Origin of the sequence: Uniformispora flossi (genome assembly GCF_049534875.1) — a bacterium.
GTDB lineage: Bacteria > Actinomycetota > Actinomycetes > Streptomycetales > Streptomycetaceae > Yinghuangia > Yinghuangia aomiensis.
In genome coordinates this window covers 23,516-38,847 of record NZ_JBMULZ010000022.1, presented here as the reverse complement: position 1 = coordinate 38,847, position 15,332 = coordinate 23,516, and the positions used below count along the sequence as shown (strand labels likewise).

10 protein-coding genes are annotated in these 15,332 nt (G+C 71.5%); 4 read left to right on the top strand and 6 right to left on the bottom strand.

Translation table 11 applies throughout. From position 1 onward, the window contains the following. Positions 1–32 precede the first annotated feature (32 nt). Complete coding sequence (locus tag ACPA54_RS33420; protein ID WP_423535473.1) at positions 33–986, bottom strand: ABC transporter permease; 954 nt, start codon at positions 984–986, stop codon at positions 33–35. Positions 987–1,068: 82 nt separating this feature from the next. Beyond that, on the bottom strand, positions 1,069–2,664 hold the full coding sequence (locus ACPA54_RS33415) for an ABC transporter substrate-binding protein (RefSeq protein WP_423535472.1): 1,596 nt from the start codon (positions 2,662–2,664) through the stop codon (positions 1,069–1,071). Positions 2,665–2,901: 237 nt separating this feature from the next. On the opposite strand from ACPA54_RS33415, the gene ACPA54_RS33410 reads away from it, so the two are divergent. Beyond that, entirely contained in the window at positions 2,902–3,645 is a 744-nt protein-coding gene (locus ACPA54_RS33410) for a FadR/GntR family transcriptional regulator (RefSeq protein WP_423535471.1), read from the top strand. An 832-nt stretch (positions 3,646–4,477) separates the two neighbouring features. Here ACPA54_RS33410 and ACPA54_RS33405 read toward each other — a convergent pair. Then, the gene (locus tag ACPA54_RS33405) at positions 4,478–5,212 is read right to left on the bottom strand and encodes a hypothetical protein (protein ID WP_423535470.1); all 735 of its coding nucleotides are present in this window, start codon (positions 5,210–5,212) and stop codon (positions 4,478–4,480) included. A gap of 606 nt (positions 5,213–5,818) precedes the next feature. On the opposite strand from ACPA54_RS33405, the gene ACPA54_RS33400 reads away from it, so the two are divergent. Both ACPA54_RS33400 and ACPA54_RS33395 read left to right on the top strand, forming a co-directional pair. Continuing rightward, positions 5,819–9,154, top strand: coding sequence for a S8 family peptidase (locus tag ACPA54_RS33400; RefSeq protein WP_423535469.1), 3,336 nt, complete (start codon positions 5,819–5,821; stop codon positions 9,152–9,154). An 825-nt stretch (positions 9,155–9,979) separates the two neighbouring features. Next, positions 9,980–10,963 carry an outer membrane protein assembly factor BamB family protein gene (locus ACPA54_RS33395; RefSeq protein WP_479729425.1) on the top strand — a complete coding sequence of 328 codons (984 nt, stop codon included), beginning with the start codon at positions 9,980–9,982 and terminating at the stop codon, positions 10,961–10,963. Between the two features lie 149 nt (positions 10,964–11,112). Here ACPA54_RS33395 and ACPA54_RS33390 read toward each other — a convergent pair whose 3' ends face one another. Continuing rightward, a complete protein-coding gene (locus tag ACPA54_RS33390) occupies positions 11,113–12,219 on the bottom strand; it encodes a hypothetical protein (RefSeq protein WP_423535465.1) in 1,107 nt (368 codons plus the stop codon). A gap of 74 nt (positions 12,220–12,293) precedes the next feature. Next, positions 12,294–13,283: a GlxA family transcriptional regulator gene (locus tag ACPA54_RS33385; protein ID WP_423535463.1), complete on the bottom strand. Its 990-nt coding sequence runs from the start codon at positions 13,281–13,283 to the stop codon at positions 12,294–12,296. Positions 13,284–13,446: 163 nt separating this feature from the next. Here ACPA54_RS33385 and ACPA54_RS33380 point away from each other — a divergent pair, with 163 nt between their 5' ends. After that, positions 13,447–14,370, top strand: coding sequence for an NAD-dependent epimerase/dehydratase family protein (locus ACPA54_RS33380; protein WP_423535461.1), 924 nt, complete (start codon positions 13,447–13,449; stop codon positions 14,368–14,370). Between the two features lie 84 nt (positions 14,371–14,454). Here ACPA54_RS33380 and ACPA54_RS33375 read toward each other — a convergent pair whose 3' ends face one another. Further along, the gene (locus ACPA54_RS33375) at positions 14,455–15,201 is read right to left on the bottom strand and encodes an IclR family transcriptional regulator (RefSeq protein WP_423535459.1); all 747 of its coding nucleotides are present in this window, start codon (positions 15,199–15,201) and stop codon (positions 14,455–14,457) included. Between the last annotated feature and the right edge of the window lie 131 nt (positions 15,202–15,332).

Sequence of the window (15,332 nt, the reverse complement as noted above, 5' to 3'; positions counted from 1 at the left end):
CGCGGCTGCCGGAACGGTTGTCTTCGGCATGGTCAGGCCCCCCTCAGGCGCGGGTTGGCGAGCAGGCAGGCGAGGTCGGCCAGGAAGTTCACGACCACGAACGAGACGGCGATGGTGAGGACCGTGCCTTGGACGAGGGCGACGTCGCCGGAGGTGACCCCGTTGAGGATGAGCGTGCCCATGCCGGGAAGGCTGAAGATCGCTTCGATGACGACGGCGCCGCCGAGCAGGTAGCCCACCCGCAGGCCGAGCACGGTCAACGGGGTGATGAGCGCGTTGCGCAGCACGTTGCGGCCGACGACGACCAGCGGGGGCAGGCCGTTGCCGGTGGCGGTGCGCACGTAGTCGCGGTCGAGTTCCTCGACCATGGAGGTGCGCACGATGCGGGTGAGCGAAGCTCCGACGGGGACGGCGAGCGCGAGCGCGGGAAGGGTCAGGCTGCGCAGCCACTCCCCCAGCCCGTCGACCGGGTTGACGTAGCCGCCGGTGGGGAACCAGCCCCAGCGGATCGCGAATTGCTGGATCAGCAGGATGCCGAGCCAGAACGACGGCGTGGCGATGCCGGCCATGGACAGGACGCGGATGACCTGGTCGGGCCACCGGTCCCGGAACAGCGCCGCGGTGATCCCCAGCACGAGTGCCGCGACCACCGCGAACAGCAGGCCGAGCAGCGTGAGTTGGAGCGTCAGCGGGAACGCGGTGCCGATCATGTCGGCGACCGGCTTGCCGGGCGGCGCCGTGATCCCGAGGTCTCCCGTGCACAGGTCGCCGAGGAAGCGGAAGTAGCGCACGATCAGCGGGTCGTCGAGGCCGTGCGCGGCGGCGAACGCCGCGCGGGCGGACTCGGTGGAGCCTTCGCCGAGCGCGTTGTACGCGGGGTCGTTGGGCGAGAACTGGAGGATCACGAAGACGAACAGGGTGATGCCCAGCAGGAGCGGGGGCAGGGTCAGAAGCCGTCTTCCGGCCATGCGCAGAATCGTGGTCATGGGCTTTCCGGCAGGTTGTCGCGGACGGGGGCCGGGGCCCGGCACGGCGGTCGGGTGGAGCGCCGTGCCGGGGAGCCGGGCGTCAGCTCGGGCCGACGCCGAGGAACGACAGGCCGGTGGTGGGCAGCGGACGGAAGCCGGTGAGCGTCTTGGCGTCCCAGGCGGTGGCCAGCTTGCGGTGCAGCACGGGGTAGAGCGGCACCTGCGCGGCGAGGATGTCGCCGGCCTGGGCCCACAGCTCGCGGCGCCGGCCGGCGTCGCTTTCGCGCGCGGCCTGGTCGAGAAGCGCGACGACCTGCTTGCCCTCGGGGGTGTTGCTCCAGCGGAAGCGCTTCTCGGGCCACAGGCCGACATACCACCAGCGCATCAGCAGGTCGACGTCGTTGCCGAACACCGAGGGGTCGCCCGGGGCGGCCATGACCTGGAAGTTGCCGTTGTCGATCTTGTTCTTGTACTGGCCGCCGGATTGCCCGATGTCCAGCGTGGTCTTCACGCCGATGCCGTCCCAGCTCTCCTTGATGAGGGGGGCGATGTCCTTGATCCACGCCGTGTCGGTGGTGACCAGGGTGACGTCGAGGCCGGAGACACCGGCTTCGGCGAGCAGGCTCTTCGCCTTGGCCGGGTCGTAGCCGTACACGGTGCCGGCCCGGCGGTAGTCCGGGTGGCGTTCGTCGAGGAACGACGAGGCCGCGGTGGCGTTGCCGAGCATCGCGGTCTTGACGATCTTCTCGGTGTCCAGGCCGTAGTGCAGGGCTTGGCGGACCCGCGGGTCGTCGAACGGCTTCTTCTCGCAGTTGAACATCAGGAACATCAGGCCGAACGACTGCACGGACTCCGCCTGCGCGTTCTTCTTGACCTGGTCGAGGTTGATGTACGGCACGTCCTCGATCGCGCGCACCCGCCGCGAGTCCATGGCCGCGACGCGGGCCGACGCGTCCGCGAGCAGCAGCCAGTTCATCGCCTGGGCCTTGGCGGGACGCGGACCGTTGTAGGCGTCGTAGGCGGCGAAGACGATCCGGTCGTCCTTGGTCGCGGACACCATGCGGTACGGGCCGGACCCGACCGGCAGGGCGTCGAATGCCTGCTGGCCCTTCGCGACCAGGGCCTTGGGGACGATCTTGACCACCGAGATGCGCTGCGGGAAGAGCGGGAACGCGTACTTCAGCTTGAACTCGACGGTCCCGGCGTCGACCGCCGTCACCTTGTCCAGGAAGGGCAGGAACTGGACGATCAGCGAGTTGTTCGCGGGGTCGAGGACCCGGGTGAAGCTGAACACGACGTCGTCGGCGGTGACCGGCGAGCCGTCGTGGAAGGTGGCCCCCTGACGCAGGGCCACACGCCAGGTGGTGGGGTCCGCCGGGGTCTGCGGAACCGCGGAGGCCAGCGCCGCATACGGCTCGCGGGTGACCGGGTCGAGGTCGACGAGCCCTTCGAAGACGTGCATGTTCGCCGCGACCGGCAGCGCGCCCGACGCGGTCATCGGGTCGAAGCCGGTGCTCAGCGTGTAGGACAGGCCGGCGTCGATAGTGCCCTTGGCCCCGCCGCCGCCCCCGCCCCCGCCGGGGGCGTTGGTGGAGGCCGGACCGCCGCAGGCGGCGAGCGTGCCGGAGATTGCCGCGGCTATGCCTGCGGCGCCGGTGAACCGGAGGAACTGCCTGCGGTCGAGCCCAGCGGCCACGACGCCTCCCTGAATTGTGACAAGTGCGGGAATGCACGATAGAAAACAACGCAACGGATATCCAACGTGGGATATCCGACGTGGAACGTAGGACGTCCTACGTCTAGAATGAGGGAGACCCTAGGGCCGGGACCTCCCCCGGTCAAGGGTCGGGCCCGCGCGAGATGATGCGGGACGCAGACGAATCGACAGCACCGGCGCGCGCGACGCGGCCGGGACAGGGGGCAGGACAGCGCGATGCCGACACCGCCGAAGCGGCCCAGCCGCAACTCCACGGTCCAGGAACAGATCAAAGACCTGATCCTGCGTCAGGGCCTGGCCCCGGGCGACCCCATGCCCACCGAAGCCGAACTGATGGAGCACCTGGCCATCAGCCGCAACTCGGTCCGCGAGGCGCTCAAAGCCCTCCAGGCCGTCGGCATCGTGGAGATCCGGCACGGTTTCGGCACCTACGTCGGCAGCATGTCCTTCGGCGCGCTCGTCGACGAACTGTCCTTCCACGGACGCCTCGCCCTGGCCGCCGGCACCGCCAACCTCGCCGACCTGGTCGACGTCCGCGAAGCCCTCGAAGGCAGCCTCATCACCCAAGTCGCCGCCGCGGCCGACCAGGACGACCTCGACGCCCTGCGTCGCGCCGCCGAGCGCATGCGCGCCGAAGCCGCCACCGGCGAGGTCAGTCCCGCGGCGGACCGGCAGTTCCACGAGGCGCTCTACCGCCCGGTCGGCAACAGCCTCATGCTGCGCCTGCTCGCGGCCTTCTGGGACGCCTACAACCGGCTCAGCGACGAACTCCCGCCGATCCTGGAGGCCCCCGAGGAAGTCGCCGCCCGGCACTGGGAGTTGTACGAAGCCGTCGCCGCCCACGACGCGGAACGCGCCCGCCGCGGCATCACCGACCACTTCCTCGGCATCCGCAGCCGCACGCCGCGCGCCACAGCCACCCCGCACCCCCACGAAGAACCCCACGCCGCGGCGGGCTGAGCCCGCTCCACGGCATCTCTCGCTGCCCCGCACTGCGGACCCCCGGCGGCCCCGGCGAAACGCCGGGGCCGCCGGAGCCGCCGACAGCCCGCGGGACACGCGCAAGGCGTGCGGAAGACACCACAGGCCGGGCAACGTCGCCCCCGAGCGCGCACCATACGCACGGAGCGGGCGCAGCCGTCCTCCAACGGCTGCGCCCGCCACATCCGCGTGCCGGCTGCACCCGCACGACGCGCGGCTACCCCCAACGTGGCGGAGAACGGCCGTCTACCTGCTCTCCACCATCCCGGCACACGGATGCCGTCTCGCCGCCCGCCGGAGCGGCACATCCGCCTCCCCCGCCAGGGTGGCGTGGCCACAATCCTGACAGTTGGTCCGAGATCCCCGCAGCCGCCGCTTGTCGGCCATTGCAGGTCCGACACCCGACACCCGGCACCCGGCACCCGGCAAAGCAGCACCGAGCAACACGCCAGGGAGACCAGCGTTCTGGTCTCACGGCCTGGGGTGGGGGCATGCAGCGGCGTTCGCGGTCGGGACAGTCGCGGCCGACGGGATACCGGGCGCGGTCACCGGCTTGCGGGCGGGGGCGGGGGCGCGCACCCGCGTGGGCCCGCACGCTGTGTGCAAGCCGTGTTCGGGCACCACCCACGCGAACAACGACGCAGGTCAACCGCGGCCAGGCAAGACCCTCCCCGACCGTCGGCCCCGCCCTGGCGGGACCCCGACTGGGCGCGGGAGCCCGGCCCGGCATCGCCGGCGGTGATCGCTACGACGTCGGATGCACCGCCCGCCCGCGCCGGTCGGCAGGGCAACGCCCCTGCCGCTTCCGGGGCTAGAAATTTCCGTGTTGGCGGTGGAACCCCTGATTGCGCTGCGTGCCGTTGTTCTGGTCGGTGGAAGTGGTCGACGTGCGTGTGCTGTCCGTGCGCGGATCGGCGGAGGAGCGTGTGGGCCTGCGGAGCCCGAAGGTTGTAGCGCCAGGTCGCGGTGCGCTCTGATTCTGATGGAGGTCGTTGCGGGCGATCTCCTTGCGGGCGAGCAGGTTGAGATGCTGGTTCAGGAGGGCGTGCGCTTCGTTCGCTGCCTTGGCGTCCCTGGTGCCACCTGTGACGTACGCGGAAAGCCTGAGCGCGACGAGGCGTTGCGCCTTCTCTCCGATCGATGCGTCCAATACGCCCTTGCCGAGCCGGACCGGCGCTTCGCGTGCCCCGGCCTCGGCAACGGCCGCCGACCGGCCGTCCTCGGCCATCGTTGCGGCGGTCTTCTCAAGTTCCCGGTCGGCTCGAGCAACTCTATGCCTGACCTGTCGGCGCTGCCACCAGCGCACTTGGTCGATGCTGTTCATGACCCGTCGGTTGATCTCACCCTGCAGTTCGACGTCGGCTTGTTGTCGCAGGACTGAGGCATACCCCGCGAACTCGCGCGCTTCGGCATCCGAGATCTCCGAGGCGGCAGGTTGCCGTGCGTACCGATCGGCCTTCCGCTCGTACCAGTTGGCGGAGTAGACCAGCCACCCCACACGTTCCAGCGGATCCGCCTGCGAAAGCGTGTCCTCCAACGTGGCCATCGAAATCCCCGCCTTCCGCGCCGCGGATGCTCAGCCTACACAGCGGCGGCAGTTCGTCCTTGTCCACGTGACGGGCACGAATCGCATCATGGGGAGCTGTTCGTATCCTGGCTGCGGGAAGTGCCGGATGCCCCTGACTGCTCGACCAGTTGGTCGGCCTCGGCCGGGTTATGGACGACCACCCGCTCGGCGGTTTCGGCGACCGGCTTGGGTGTCAGCCGCGATGCCTGTCGACGACTCGCCCTGGGTGAGGCGCACACACGGCGATTTGGCGCATCGGGCTGAAGGCGACGAACAGCCGCGGGTTCAGCGCGGCATCCCTGTCCGTGCAGGTAACGCTGCCCGCTGGGGTCAGGGCCTGCCGTCCGCGCGGTCGACCCACGGCCCGCCGCCGCTCGTCACCGTCTACAGCGCGGTCCGCAACTTCACTTCCAGGTTTTCGAGATCCGCAGGCAACGTCCGTGTGCGTGAGGGGACTCCCCCCATGCGAAAGCCCGTACCGAACTACGGTGCGTGAGCTGCGCTATGGGAGATCTGCCTATGCACCCCCACAATCCACACCGTTCGTCGAGGCGGCGGTCGCGTCGCCTCTCCGTGCGGCCTTCGGTGGCTGCCGCGTTGGCGGCCGCCATCACCGTCGGTATAGCCGGTCCTGCGTCCACGGCGTCGGCCGGTTCTGCTGCCGGGCCGTCGACGGCCGGTTCCGGGCAGCGTGCGGTCGCGCACACGACGATCACGCTGCTGACCGGCGATACCGTCTCCGTGGACACGTTCACGGACGGCAGGCAGTCCGTCATGCCCAAGCCGGGTCCGGGCCGCGACGGCATGTCGTTCCTGAGCCAGACGCGCGGGAAGGACGTCAGCGTCGTGCCGGCGGACGCGCTGCCGTTACTGTCCAAGGGAGTTCTCGACCCCGCGCTGTTCGACGTGAGCAGTCTGGCCCGCCAGGGCTACGACGACCGGTCGACGCCCACGCTGCCGCTGATCGTCCAGTACGAGGGCGGCGCCCGGGCCTCACTTGCGCCGAACGCCCGCGGTTCGGTCGCGCAGACCGGTTCCACAGGCCGCGACCTGCCGAGTATCGGCGCTCAGGCGATCGGCGAACGCAAGGACGGTGCAGGCGAGTTCTGGCGTACCGTCGCCACATCCGCCCCGTCCGGCGGGTCCAGGCTCGCCCCCGGCGCGACCGGGTTGGCGCCCGGCATCGCACACATATGGCTCGACGCGCGCGTCCAGGCGGTCCTCGACCGAAGCGTCCCGCAGATCGGCGCGCCCGAGGCGTGGCAAGCCGGGTACACCGGGGCGGGCGTGCGAACCGCCGTCCTCGACACCGGCATCGACGCGACGCATCCCGATCTGGTGGACGCCGTCGCCGCTTCCGCCGACTTCACCGGCAACCCGCGAGGCGTCGTCGACGGCAACGGGCATGGCACGCACGTCGCGTCGATCATCACCGGCAGCGGCGCCGCCTCCGACGGCCGCTACAAGGGGGTCGCCCCCGACACGCAGCTCCTCGTCGGAAAGGTGCTCGGCGACGACGGCTTCGGTTCGGCGTCGGAGATCATCGCCGGGATGGAGTGGGCGGTCGCGCAGAAAGCCCGCGTCGTCAGCATGAGCCTCGGCGGCGGTCCGACGGACGGCACCGACCCGATGTCCCTGGCGGTCAACGCGCTCAGTGCCTCTTCGGACGCGTTGTTCGTCATCGCCGCGGGCAACAGCAACAACGCCCAGCCCGGCTCGGTGTCGCAGCCCGGCGCCGCCGACGCGGCACTGACCGTCGGCGCGGTCGACGGCGACAACAAACGCGCGTCGTTCTCGAACCAGGGCCCCCGTGTGGTCGACCACGCGGTCAAGCCGGAGATCACCGCACCGGGCGTCGGCATCGTCGCGGCGCGCGCCGCGGGCACCTCGGCCGGACAGCCCGTGGACGACCGCTACACGGCCCTGAACGGCACGTCGATGGCGACACCGCACGTCGCCGGGTCGGCGGCGATCCTCGCGCAGGAGCACCCCGGGTGGACGGGCGCGCAGCTCAAGGCCGCGCTGATCAGCTCGGCCACGCCCGGCGACGCCGGCGTGTTCGCGCAGGGCACCGGCCGGGTGAACATCGGCGCGGCGGCCGTGCGCACGGCGTACGCGAGCCCCGGCGCGGTGTCCACGTATCTGCGCTGGCCGGCGAACAGCCCGGTCACCAGCACGGTCACGTACCACAACGACGGGGACGTCGCGCTTGTGCTCGACCTCGCCGCGGTCCCCGACGCGGGCACCACGCTGCCCGTCCGGCTCGGCGCGACCCGGATCACCGTGCCCGCACACGGGACGGCCGACGCGACGGTCGTCACCGACCCGGTGCCGAACGGCGCCGGCAGCACGTACGGCGGCGTGCTGACCGCGACCGGCTCGGACGGCGCGGTCGTCATCCGCACCGCCCTCGGCGTGTTCGACGAGCCCGAGCTGTACGACCTGCACGTCACCGGCTTCGATCGCGACGGCGGTCCGGTGACCGGCGGCGGGATGTACGTGGTCAACCTCGACACCGGCGCGGAGTTCCCCCTTCGCTACATCGACGACTTCGTGTCGGCCGCCCGTGTCCCCAAGGGCCGCTACACCGTCAGCGGGCTCGTCCACACCAATGCGACCGCAGCCCACCCGCGAAGCTGGACCGCGGTCGCTCGGCCCGACGTCGCGGTAGCGGGCGATACCGCGGTGACCCTGGACGCGCGCGCCGGACTGCCCGCCAAGATCGACCTCGACCAGGGCGGCACCAGGGTCGACGGGCGCATCGTCGGCTTCCGCGAGCAGATCGGCGACGCGGCCCGCGAAATCAGCGCCATGCTGTCCGACGCCGCAACCGAGGCGTACGCGGTGCCGGCCGCCACGACGAGCCACCCGTTCTCGTACCGCCTCAGCGCGTTCCTCAGCGGACCGGCCGCGTCCGGTTCGCCGACGTACAACCTGGCGCTCGCCCGCGACGGCGGCATCCCGGCCGACCCGACGCTGCACGCCAGGACCGCGGACCTCGCTGTAGCCGACGTGAGCGTGCACACTCAGGGCGGCACGGGCACGGCGATGATCTCCCGGCTCGCCGGCTGGTCGGACGGCGGCGGCTGGAGCGGGTGGTTCCACCAGGTGTCCGTGCCCGGCACCGCCAAGGAGTACTTCACCACCGCACCCGGACTGACGTGGCTCGGGGTCCTCGGCACCGACACCGGGAGCGAGGACGCCGCTCCGGTCTCCTATCCGCTCGGACGCACCACCGCCGAACACTGGAACAAGGCACCGATCGGCGCCGCCGGAAGCTTCGGCCGCTGCGGCGACTCCGGCTTGCCGATGCTCTCGCCGTTCGCCTCGCCGACCGGGTCGCACCACAGCGAATGGTGGGGCGACACCACCGCAACGGTGACCCTGTCCAAGAACGGCTCGGTCCTCGCCACCACCGACGACTTCCGGTACGGGCAGCTCCCCGGCATGGTCGAGGGCAAGGCCGATTACGCACTACGCCTCCAGGCGCAGCGCAACGACCCCGGCGCCCAGCTCGGCACCACGGTCGACGCGACCTGGACGTTCTCGTCCGCACGCCCGGCGGACGGCGGCTGCACCACCGGCTCCGCACCGCTGCCGCTGGTGCGCGTGGACGCCGACCTCGACCTCGCCAACGCGGCGCCGGCCGACCGGCCCCTGGTCATGACCGCCGCCGTCACACGCCCGGACGGAACGGCGCCGCGCGTCAGGGACTTCCGGATCGAGGCGTCCTTCGACGACGGCAAGCACTGGCTCGCACTGCCGGCATTCCCGACGGGCGACGGCACGTACAAGGTCGTCGCACCGCCGCCGGGGCCGCTCGGCACCGGGTACGTGGCCTTGCGCACGACCGTCCGCGACGCGGACGGCAACGGCCTCAAGCAGACGGTCGACCGCGCCTACCGGGTGGCCGGCCGCTAGGCCCCTTCTTGTGGATCATCGTGCGGCCCAGATGTGGATGGCGGCGATGACGAGGCCGCGGCGAATCAGCCGCGAGGAACCGGCCCTGTCGGCGAGCACGACGTCCGGCCGGGCGCGGGAACGCCACTGACGGCCCGTTGTGGGTCACGTCGACCGCGACGGTGGCGCGGATCGTGCGGGACACGGGCGACGGAGGCACCGAGAAGCGGACGACCTGGCCTTCGGGCCGGTGCGTCAGTGTCCGCCGGTGCCCCGGGGCCGGGCGGCCGTGACACGGCCACCCACTCCCGGGGCACCGGTCAGGACGGGGGCGGGCAGCAGCGAGAGCGCAAGGCACCCGCGTGGTGGTGAGTACCGACGGGTCGACCAGGGCAGTCCGGCAATCCTGCCGAAGGTTGACGCCAAAAGCGTCTACGCCCCGCCCCTGCCCCTCGGCGTAGCCCACCCCCGTCCTCGGGCCCAACTATCTTTGCTCTGGCTCAATTTCGGGCAAAGCGGTGGGCGGTTCCGGTTGCGGCGCTGGGAGAGTCTCGCTGGGTCGGCGGTCGGCGTGGGGGCCCGGCCGGGATGTCGGCGTGGAGACGAGGGGGATCGGCCATGCATAGTGGGGGTTGCGGGCTCCGTGCGCGGCGGGCGTCTGCTGCGTTGGTCGTCGGCGCGGTGGTCCTACTGTCGGGTTGTAGCGGGGGCGGGGGTTCGCCGTCGGGGGCCGGTACGCCTTCGGCGGTGGCTTCGGCAGGAGGGCCGGACAGCCCGGGCTCGGGTGCGCCTACGTCGGCCGAAGCACCGGCGCCCAAGCCTGCGGGCGACGGGTCCCTGGTGTACGTGGCCGGGGGCAATGTCAGCAAGGTGTTCGGGGTCAACGCCGCCAACGGCGAGCAGGTGTGGGGTAGTCCGGTCCCGGCTCGGCAGGGGACGGTGGCCTACTCGTCGCAGCAGGTGGTCGGGGGCACGTTGTACGTCTCGACGGGGGCTTCCGTGCTCGCGCTGGACCCCAAGACGGGGAAGATGCTGCGGACGTACACCCTCCCCGCCCCTGCCATGCCGTACCTGCAGACCGGCGGAATGCCCGCGGTGGTGGGCAATTCCCTGTACGTGTACCGCTCCGACGGCACGCTCTACGCGTTCGACGTGGCGACCGGCGCGCAGCTGTGGAACGACGGCAACGGGACTGGTGCGCTGCAGAACCGCGGCGTGATCGGACGGCCGGTCGTCGGCGAGGACGAGATCTTCATGCCGAACCCGGGACTTCCGGTGAATGCCTGCATCAACGCGAAGACCGGCGCCAAGCTCTGGGGCAACACCGACCTCAACGCCGCGGGCGCGGCTTTCGGCGGCACCAGTGTGTACGTGGACGGGTATACCCAGCGCTCCGGCCAACTGCCGGTCTACGTGGTCGAAGCCATGGACGCCGCCACCGGTGCGGTGAAGTGGACGTGGACGGCCGCCGGAGCAACCAGCGCACCCGCGTTCGCGAACGGCACGGTCTACGTCCTCCAGGGCAGTTCCGTATTCGCCCTCGACGCCGCGACCGGCTGGCAGACCTGGACGAGCACCGTCCCGGACCGGGACTACTCCGCGGTGCCGACCATCGCGAACGGGCGCGTGTACCTCACCGGCTACGAGGGTGCGATCTACACCTTCGACGCCACCACGGGTGCGGCCGGCTGGAGCACCGAAAGCACCGGCTCGCAAGTCGAGGTGACGGTCAACGGGGACACCGCTTACCTCAGCGACCGGGACGGCAACTTGACGGCGATGGACGCCGCGACCGGCAAGTCGCGCTGGACGCACGGCCCGTACACGTGACCGGGCCGTCAAGGCGATCCGGGGTGTGAGTGGCACGGCCGGTGGCTGCGCCCCACACCCGGACGCCGCTTGCGCCGCCGGTCGCGAGGGAGCGCGCGCACGGCGGGGGGGGCGAACCCGCCGCGAGGACGCGAAGCCTCACACGCCGCTCAGTTGAACGGCGGGCTGCGGAAGTCCATTGGTCCCGGCATGTGCACGTTCCAGGAATCCTTCTCGGCGGCCACGGCGTCCTTGGCGGCTTTTTCCCGATAGGCCTTGAGGCGTAGGGGCCATTCCGCGAGCCACATCACGGCGGCCGTGACCATGAGCGCCCACCACGTATCGATGTGCACGGAGGGTTCGAACTCGCCCGCCGGGATCGTGGCCAGCCAAAGAACACCGAACGTGCCTATGAGAGCGATCAGTTGCTGAAGCGGCACCAGTCGCGCGTAAGACCACGGCGATATCCGGAACGTCAGGACGACGAACAGGAACAGGGACGCGTCCGCGTCCATCGCCCGGGACAGCAGCAGATAGATCCCCGCGAACCCCAGCACCGCAGCCGTCTGTTGCACCGCCGAAGCCGACTCGTCGGTGTGGACAGGGCCCAGGACCACAAGCGCACAGGCGAACGCGGCGAGGGGAACGACGTACCGCGCCAGGTTCCAGGCCGCCGCCCGATGCGACGCCCGTCGGGCCGAGAGCCGGACGGTGGGCCCGACCCCCGTGCTCACGCAGCCGTAGACCAACCCTGCCGCGACGGCGGGCCACGGAGTCGCCAACACGACGTGCGGGCCGTAGGCGTCGCAAACCCGCACCGACGCCCACAGGCACAGCGGAACCAGTGCCGCGACCATGGCGACCTGGAATGCCGACCAGAGCATCATGATCAGCCCGAACCCGACCGGAAAGGTTCCTTTGTCCAGGCTGTCCGGGGCATCAAGCCACCGGTTGCCGCACCAGGCCCACAGGATGCCGACGAGCAGCATGAAGCCGGCGACCGCGAGCAGCATCGGCACCGCAAGTACGGTCATCGCCACCGAGATGACCCCAACGGCCACGACACGGTCGCCCGTCCCGTCGGGGAGTTCCAGGCCCGCAACCAGCCAAGCGGCAACGCACACGGAACCGGCCGCCACCGCGACTGCCGACAACCTGCTGCCGATGCGCTTGACGACTCCGCGAACGGACCAGGCGGAGAACCAGCGACGCGCTGCCATAAGCCCCCGATCGGCTGCTGGACAACTCCATTGCCAACACTGCGTGTTGACATCCATTGTGACGCACGACGCACTCGCCCGCCGGAGGAGGGATACGTCGCCCCACGATCACGCGAAGCCCCCCGAGCCGGTCAATTGCCGTACGCCGGGCGGGCGTACGCGGTGCGGTAGGTGCTCGGGGTCACGCCGACGCGCTGGACCAGATGGTGCCGGAGCGAGTCGGCGGTGCCGAAACCGCTCTGCCGGGCGACCTGTTCCAGCGGCAGGTCGGTGGTCTCGAGGATCTCGCGGGCCCGGTCGACGCGCTGGTGGAGCAGCCACTGGAGCGGGCTGGTGCCGGTCTCGGCGTGGAACCGCCGGGTGAGGGTGCGCACGCTGGTCCCCGCGTGCCGGGCCAGGTCGGCGAGGGTCAGCGGCTCGTCCAGGCGGGTCAGTGCCCAGGCCCTGGTCGCGGCCAGCGCCGTACCGCGTTCCGGCGGCAAGGGTGTCTCGACGATCTGCGGTTGGCCACCGGGCCGGGACGGCGCGGCCACCACGAGGCGGGCGGTGGTGTGCGCGACGGCGGCGCCGTAGTCGGAGCGAACCATGTGCAGGCACAGGTCCATGCCCGCGGAGAGTCCGGCGGAGGTGAGGATCGGGCCGTCCTCGACGAAGAGCACGTCGCGGCGCAGTTCCACGTCGGGGAAGCGCCGGGTGAACTCCTGCGACATGACCCAGAACGTGGTGGCGGCCCGCCCGTCGAGCAGGCCCGCCTGGGCCAGCACGAAGGCGCCGGTGCAGATGGAGGCGATCCGCTTGCCCGCCGCGGCGGCCGAGCGCAGCGCCTCCAGGACGCGGGGGTCGGCGTGTTCGCGGGCGCCGGTTCCGGTGACCAGCACGGTGTCGGCGGTCTCCACGGCTTCCAGGCCGCGACCGACCACGACGTCGAGGCTGCCGGAGGCCGCAACGATGCCGGGCTCGGGCGTGCACACGGCGACCTCGTACCCGGGGCGGCCGTCCACGAGCGTCGCACCGAAGACCAGTTCGGGGATGGACAGGTCGAACGCGGTGACCGGAGGCACCGCGACGACCGCCACCCGGTGCGGATCGGCTTCGTGCGGCTGACGGTCTGCGGCTGCCACGGGGGTCGGCCTCCTGTTGGTCGTGGTGGCTGGAACTTCCGGATCTCCGGCATTCAGGCCAGTAGTTTAGGCGGCTGGGGGGCCACAGGCTGGGCGCTGTACCCGCCGCCGGCACGCGTCGACGTCGTCCGGCGGCTCACGAACCACGCGCCAGGAGAATTCCGTGACCCTGCATGTCGTCACCGGCGCCGGCCCTGCCGGCCACGCCACAGCCGCTCTGCTCGCCGAGCGGGGCGACCGCGTCCGCGTCGTCACGCGTTCCGGACGCGGCCCGGACCACCCGCTCGTCGAACGGATCGCCGCCGACGCGACCGATCCGGACGTCCTGACGGGACTGCTCGACGGCGCCCGCACCCTGTACAACGCGGCCGCCCCTCCGTACCACCGCTGGCGCACCGAATTCCCGCCGCTGGCAGTGGCCTTGCTCACCGCCGTCGAGCGCTCCGGCGTGGACTACGTGATGCTGGGCAACGTCTACGGCTACGGTCGCCCGCCCGCGCACGGCCGCATCCGGCCCAGCGCTCCGATGGCCCCGGTGTCGGACAAGGGCCGGGTTCGCGCCACGATGTGGGAGGACGCGCTGGCGCTGCACCGGACGGGGCGGGCTCGCGTCGCGGAAGTACGCGCCGGCACCTTCCTCGGCAAGGACGCGCTGTCGCTGTTCACCCTGATGGTCGCCCCGGCCGTGCGCGGCGGCGAGGAAGCGGCCTTCCCGGGTGATCCCGAGGCCGCGCACAGCTGGACGTACATCGGCGACGTCGCCCGCACCCTGGTCGCGGTCGGCGACGCCGCGCAGGACGACGCCGTGTGGGGACGGGCGTGGCACGTCCCGTCGGTGTCCGAACTGTCCGCCCGCGGCCTCGCCGTACGACTCGCCGAGGTGCTCGGTGCGCCGCCCCCGCGCATGACGCGCATGCCCGCGGAACTGTTTGCCCGGATGGCCGCCTCCGACGAAGTCATGGCCGAACTGCCCGAGATGCGCTATCTCCACGACGCGCCCTTCCTGCTCGACACGTCCGAGACCGAACTCGCCCTCGGGGTGAAGCCTGCCGGGCTGGACGACGTCCTGCGGGAAATGCGCGGCTGACCACACGCCGCCCCGCGCTCCGGGCCCGTCCCGCGTCCGGCGTGGGCGCCACGGTGCGCGTCCGCCGCTCGCGGCGGTGGACGGTCAGGCGCGCAGATGAGTGCCGATCCGGGCGGCCGCGGCGGTGAGCAGCGCGCCGAAGCGGGCGACGAGTTCCTCGCTGAGGCGGTGGGTGGGGAACGTGACCGCGAGCGCCGCGGTGCGCCCGTCCGGCAGCACGATGGCGGCGGCGACACCGCCGACGTGGTCGTGGGCCTCCTTCCAGACGCGGGCGTAGCCCAGGACCCGGGCCTCGACGACCTGGCGTCGCAGCTCGGCGGGGTCGGTGACGGTGCGTTCGTTGACCTGCCGCAGCGGCGCGGCCAGGTACGCGTCCAGGTCCGCGTCGGGCCAGGTCGCCAGGATTGCCTTGCCGACCGCGGTCGCGTGCAGGGGGATGTCCGCGGCGATCTCGGGGACGACCGCGCGGACCGGGTGGGGGCCTTCGACGTCGGCCACCAGGAGGAAGGTGTCCTTCTCCACCAGCCACAGCCGCACCGATTCCTCGGTCGCGGCCGAGAGTTCGGTCATCACCGGGCGGGCGAGGTCGGCCAGGCCGGCGGCCGGCGCGACGCGGCTGCCGACGACGCCGGCCTTGAGGGTGAGGGACCATGCCCCGGACGTGTCCTGCCGGATCCATCCGGCGCTCGCCAGAGTGGTCAGCATGCGGTAGGCGGTGCTCTTGGGGACGTCCAGGGCCTTGGCGACGCCGCTGACGCCGACGGGCTGGTCCTGGCTGACCTGCTCGAGGACCCGCAGCGCGATCACGACGCTGTTGGTGGGCCGGGGCATACCGCGCCTTTCCTCGGGAGCGAACCGCTCGGCCACCGCGCCGGGCCGGGACGGGCCAGGGCGGAACCGATGGAACGGCCCTTGTTGTCGTCAAGGACTCTGCCTAGGCTGTGCCGACAAACGGTACAGCG

What these genes read in the sequence shown, in the direction of transcription:
- ACPA54_RS33375 (WP_423535459.1), bottom strand. Translation starts at nt 15,201, where the DNA reads ATGCCCCGGCCCACCAACAGCGTCGTGATCGCGCTGCGGGTCCTCGAG.
- ACPA54_RS33405 (WP_423535470.1), bottom strand. Translation starts at nt 5,212, where the DNA reads ATGGCCACGTTGGAGGACACGCTTTCGCAGGCGGATCCGCTGGAACGT.
- ACPA54_RS33420 (WP_423535473.1), bottom strand. Translation starts at nt 986, where the DNA reads ATGACCACGATTCTGCGCATGGCCGGAAGACGGCTTCTGACCCTGCCC.
- ACPA54_RS33390 (WP_423535465.1), bottom strand. Translation starts at nt 12,219, where the DNA reads ATGGATGTCAACACGCAGTGTTGGCAATGGAGTTGTCCAGCAGCCGAT.
- ACPA54_RS33410 (WP_423535471.1), top strand. Translation starts at nt 2,902, where the DNA reads ATGCCGACACCGCCGAAGCGGCCCAGCCGCAACTCCACGGTCCAGGAA.